The organism is Variovorax sp. 01T439_2 (assembly GCF_056398445.1).
In genome coordinates, this window is sequence record NZ_JBFTPJ010001295.1 from 1 (window position 1) to 1188 (window position 1188).

At 63.1% G+C, this 1188-nt stretch carries 1 protein-coding gene; it reads left to right on the top strand.

Annotated features, from left to right (window positions below):
• The first annotated feature begins 345 nt into the window (after window positions 1-345).
• On the top strand, window positions 346-1119 hold the full coding sequence (locus AC1DOC_RS34420) for a ferredoxin--NADP reductase (protein ID WP_018906633.1): 774 nt from the start codon (window positions 346-348) through the stop codon (window positions 1117-1119).
• The last annotated feature ends 69 nt before the right edge of the window (window positions 1120-1188 follow it).

Here is a 1188-nt window from a genome sequence, read left to right on the forward strand (position 1 = left end):
GTCTTGGTGTGTTCTGTCATCGGGGCGATCTCGTGGGGCGTGATGCGGGTCGGGCGCGGGGAAACTCGGTCAGCGGAGGGTTGCAACAAACGTGCCGCCTGCCCGCTTGTGCACCGCCTTCCGTTTGTGTAGCATTCCCTACACTTTCATGTTGCGTTCACTACATTCGAGGTCAATGTAGCAAACAGGCCCGATGCTTGCAATGGTGTTTTCTCGCGGTGTTCATCGGGGTTTTTCCGACCAACGACAATGGAGGGTTCGCAGCCGGCCGGCGGCTGCATGCCCCATGGGCGTGCACTCCGGCCGAGCCACCTTCCACTGTTCCAACCAACTCTTGAGTTCCGTATGAGTGCTTTCAGCGAAGAACGCGTCCTGAGCGTCCACCACTGGACCGACCGCCTGTTCACCTTCACCACCACGCGCGACCCGGCGCTGCGCTTCTCGAACGGCCATTTCACGATGATCGGCCTGAAGGTCAACAACAAGCCGCTGCTGCGCGCCTACAGCATCGTGAGCCCGAACTACGAGGAGCATCTCGAGTTCCTGAGCATCAAGGTGGAAGAAGGCCCGCTCACCTCGAAGCTGCAGCACATCCAGGTGGGCGACACCATCATCGTGGGCCGCAAGCCCACCGGCACGCTGCTGATCGACTACACGCTGCCCGGCAAGCGCCTGTACCTGTTCGGCACCGGCACGGGCCTCGCACCATTCATGAGCATCATCCGCGACCCGGACACGTATGAGAAGTTCGAGCAGGTCATCCTGGTGCACGGCGTGCGCCAGGTCGACGAGCTGGCCTACCACGACCTCGTGACCGACCACCTGCCCAAGCACGAGTTCCTGGGCGAGATGATCGAGAAGCAGCTGCTCTACTACCCGACGGTCACGCGCGAGGAATTCCGCAACCAGGGCCGCATCACCGACCTGATCGAGACCAACAAGCTCACCGACGACCTCGGCCTGCCGCCGATCAACCCGGTGGAAGACCGCGTGATGCTGTGCGGCAGCCCGGGCCTCCTGGTGGACCTGAAGCACATCCTGGAGAAGCGCGGCTTCAAGGAAGGCAACACCTCGACGCCGGGCGATTTCGTCGTCGAACGCGCCTTCGCCGAAAAATAAGCCCGGCACCGCGCACGATGGCCGACAGCCGCACCGCCGCCAAGCCCCAGCGCCGCACCGGCGTGCGCG